Raw genomic sequence first — 326 nt, 5'->3', positions numbered from 1 at the left:
GCTCTTCGGCAGTAGTTTCAGCTTCATCCTCTTCATCCATTCCATATCTTCCGGAGCCATCACCCAGGATCAAGTCGATCTTCGAAGTTTTCATAAGTTTCATACCGGGTTCCACCAGTTCACCTTTGTGGCGCATTTCAAGTACCACATCTTTGGCAACATCGGGTTTGTAGGAAATTGTGCCTATTTCGAACCCTAGAGAACGCAAAGTCGGTTCCACCTGTCTCCTTGTTCTTCGGATCAAATTCTCCGGAATCTCCACCTTGGTAAATCCTGAAGGGTTTAATGTAAGATATATCTTTCGGTTTTCCTTCACCTGTTTCCCC

Annotated in this window: 1 pseudogene; it reads right to left on the bottom strand. The window is 45.4% G+C overall.

What is annotated here, in order from left to right:
- Nucleotides 1-326, bottom strand: a pseudogene (locus HC176_RS18465) (PASTA domain-containing protein); the annotation flags it as partial.

It is taken from the genome of Tamlana crocina (assembly GCF_012037625.1).
The sequence above is the reverse complement of the archived record's forward strand: the minus strand, read 5'-3'. Positions and strand labels throughout refer to the sequence as shown.